Origin of the sequence: Aminivibrio sp., from assembly GCF_016756745.1 — a bacterium.
In the GTDB taxonomy this organism is placed as follows: domain Bacteria; phylum Synergistota; class Synergistia; order Synergistales; family Aminobacteriaceae; genus Aminivibrio.
On the sequence record NZ_JAESIH010000026.1, the window covers coordinates 1 to 3544 of the forward strand.

Sequence of the window (3544 nt, forward strand, 5' to 3'; positions counted from 1 at the left end):
AAGGAAATCGGCGCTTCCAGGTAAAGAGCGCCTGCAATCGTGAAACTGGAAGGGGTCCTGCTCAGGACCCCTTCATTCTTTCACCGGAAAAGGAGGAGATGACCATTCCTTCCAGAAAGTTTTTCTCTCCGGCCCTCTCCGTTGTGCTCTTCGCCGCCCTGCTCTTCTGGATGTACAGCGCTCTGGCCGGCTCTTTCGGCACTATCGCGGAAAACCACTACAAAAGGTCCGCCGAGATCGCCATGGGCTCGGTCCCCTCGAAGGACGAGGCCATTGACGGCTGGATCCGCAGGATAAGCGGCCCGTCCAGGGAATTCGAGCTTCTCTTTCTCAGGGGTTTTCCGGAGGACGAGGGAGGCATGAAGGTCTTCACCCCCACCCCCGCTCTCGGGGACTTCTTCGCCCGCCGCGGGAATGACCCTGATTTCGTCAAGGGAATAGAGAGCGCCCTGTACGACGAAATCTACCTGCCCGCCCAGAGGTTCCTTCTTGAGGGGGAGGAGCGGCGGGTTCTTTTCGCCCCCGCCCATGACGGCGAAACAGGAGACGTCACCGGAACGGCCGTCTTTTTCTTCTCTCCTGGAAGCTTCGACCGGTTCCTTTCCCTTCTGCGGGGACTCTTTCTTCTCGCCCTGGTCCTCTTCGCTGCCGTGTTCGCCGTGGCGAGCTACAGCAGGGACCCCATCACCGGTTATGTCATTCTCGGGCTGTTCATCATCGTGGGGGTGTTCGTCGCCTATCCCCTCGTCGAGGCGGTCCGGCTGACATTTCTCAAAGACGGAAAATTCTCCCTCGAAACGTGGAAATCAATCCTCACCACCAGGCAATACGTCACCGCCCTGAAGGGCAGCATCACCCTGGGGGTCTTCACCGCCACCGCTTCCACGATAGTTGGTTTTCTCTTCGCCTTCGTCATCTCGAGGACAAAAGTCCGGGGGAAGAAATTCTTCTCCGCCATGGCGACCCTGCCTATCATCTCGCCCCCCTTTTCCCTCACCCTCTCCATCATTCTGCTCTTCGGCAACAACGGCCTTATAACGAAACAAATCCTCGGCCTGGAGAACTTCAGCATCTACGGTCTCGGGGGGCTGACACTGGTCCAGACCATGGGGATGTTCCCCATCGCCTTCCTCACCATGGTGGGCATTCTCGAGGCCATTGACTCCACCCTGGAGGATGCGGCGCTGAACCTCCGGGCCACCCGATGGGAAACCTTCAAAACGGTGACTCTTCCCCTCTCGGTGCCCGGTTTACTCAGCTCCTGGCTCCTGGTGTTCACCAACTCCCTGGCGGATTTCGCGAACCCCCTGATCCTCTCCGGAAGTTTCCGGGTGCTTTCCGTGGAATCCTACATGGAGGTCACTGGGATGAACCGCCTCGGCCACGGGGCGGCCCTCTCCCTGCTGCTTCTCCTGCCCACGCTGTCGGCCTTTCTGGCCCAAAGGTACTGGGTGAGCCGCAAATCCTACGTCACCGTCACGGGGAAACCCTCCGGCCGCATGACTGAGCTCGTGTCGCCCGGGGTGAAGCGGATTCTCGTCACCCTGATGGTCCTCATCGTCCTCTTCCTCTTCAGCCTCTACGGAACCATCGTCGCCGGGTGCTTCGTAAAGAACTGGGGCATTGACTATACCTTCACCCTGGCGAACTTCAGGGAGGCCTTCGAACGGGGATGGAGGGTGCTCCTGGACACCATGACCCTCGCCGGAGCCGCCACGCCCATAGCGGGCATCCTGGCCATGATCGCCGCCCTCGTGCTGGCCAGGAAGAACTTTCCCTGCAAGCGGGTGCTCGACATGCTCATCCTGACCCCCTTCGCCCTTCCCGGCACACTGATAGGCATCAGCTACATCCTGGCCTTCAACAAGGCGCCTCTCATCCTTGTGGGCACTGCGGCAATCATCGTCATCAACTACGTCATCAGGGAACTTCCCGTGGGCGTGGAGGGAGGGCTTGCCTCCCTGAAGCAGATCGACCCGGCCATCGAGGAGGCCGCCTCGGACCTCGGCGCGGACACCCCCACGGTGTTCCGCACCATCGTCCTCCCGCTGATACGGCCGGCCTTCATCTCCAGCCTCTCCTACACCTTCGTCCGGTCCATGACGGCGGTAAGCGCGGTCATCTTCCTCATCTCCGCCAAGTGGTACCACCTGACCGTTCTCATCTACAACTTCTCCGAGAACCTGCGGTTCGGCCTGGCGAGCGTCCTCGCGACGACGCTCATCGTGATCGTCCTTCTGACCTTCGGGCTTCTCCGCCTGCTGGTCCGGAAAAATGAAAATCTCGCAAAGACCATGAGCATCTGAGGTGGGACAACCCATGGACAACATGTCGAAATCAGTCACCCTTAAAAACGTGTGGAAGGTGTTCCAGGATCCCCAGTCAGGAAAGGAAATCACCGCCGTGGAGCAGGCGGACTTCGTCATAGCCCCCGGCGAACTGGTCACCCTTCTCGGACCCTCGGGGTGCGGCAAGACCACCACGCTGCGCATGATCGCAGGGTTCGAGCTGCCCACCAGGGGCAGGGTCCTCATTGGGAGCGAGGACATCACCGACCTCCCCCCCAACAAGCGGGATACCGCCATGGTCTTCCAGAGCTACGGCCTCTTTCCCCACATGAACGTCTTCGACAACGTGGCCTACGGTCTCCGGCTCAGAAAGATGCCGAAGAAGGAGATAAGCGAGAAGGTCATGCGCTTTCTCGGCATGGTGGGCCTCGACACCCTTGCCAAGCGCCCACCCTCCAGGCTCTCCGGCGGACAGCAGCAGCGTGTCGCCCTGGCCCGGTCCCTCATCGTGGAACCGGCAGTCCTTCTGCTGGACGAGCCTCTGTCGAACCTGGACGCCCTGCTCCGGGAGCAGATGCGGGTGGAGATCCGCCGCATCCAGAAATCCCTCGGCATCACCGCCGCCTACGTGACCCACGACCGGGTGGAGGCCATGAGCCTCTCCGACAGGATCATCGTCATGAACAAGGGGAAGATCGTGCAGACCGGATCGCCCCACCAGGTCTACCGCGATCCAGCGAGCGCCTTCGTGGCGGGATTCATCGGCAAAGTGGCCTTTCTCCCCGCCGAGGTGGCGGGTGTGGATGAGAACTGTACCGTCAGGGTACGGGGGAGAATCTTCACTCTCCCCCGCTTCTCCCCGGATATCAGGGCCGGGGATTCCGCCCTTGTCATGTGCCGCCCGGAATCGCTCACCCTCCTCCCCCCGGGAGAGGGTATCCTGGACGGGCGGGTGACCACCAACGTCTACCTCGGGCACAGCATTGAATCCTTCGTCGCCACGGAGATGGGCGAAATCCTCGTCCAGGTGGACAACCCCGACGCCCGGCATATCTTCGCCGAAGGAGAGGCCGTCTCCGTCTCCTTCATACCGGAGCTCACAAAGGCCCTGCCTGTAGAGGAGGAATAGAATGCCGGAATATCTGAAAGTGGAGGTCTACCTCCCGGAGGAGTTCGTTCCCGCCCTCCGGGACGCCCTGGACCGGGAGGGCTTCCTGAGAGAGGGACACTACGCCGGCGTCATGGCCCTGCTGGAA

At 61.1% G+C, this 3544-nt stretch carries 2 protein-coding genes; both read left to right on the forward strand.

The window, feature by feature from the left end:
* The first annotated feature begins 98 nt into the window (after window positions 1–98).
* Window positions 99–2306, forward strand: a complete 2208-nt coding sequence (locus JMJ95_RS03040; RefSeq protein ID WP_290682486.1) for an iron ABC transporter permease — start codon at window positions 99–101, stop codon at window positions 2304–2306.
* A gap of 13 nt (window positions 2307–2319) precedes the next feature.
* On the forward strand, window positions 2320–3417 hold the full coding sequence (locus JMJ95_RS03045) for an ABC transporter ATP-binding protein (RefSeq protein WP_290682489.1): 1098 nt from the start codon (window positions 2320–2322) through the stop codon (window positions 3415–3417).
* Window positions 3418–3544: the final 127 nt, after the last annotated feature.

What these genes read in the sequence shown, in the direction of transcription:
- JMJ95_RS03040 (WP_290682486.1), top strand. Translation starts at nt 99, where the DNA reads ATGACCATTCCTTCCAGAAAGTTTTTCTCTCCGGCCCTCTCCGTTGTG.
- JMJ95_RS03045 (WP_290682489.1), top strand. Translation starts at nt 2,320, where the DNA reads ATGGACAACATGTCGAAATCAGTCACCCTTAAAAACGTGTGGAAGGTG.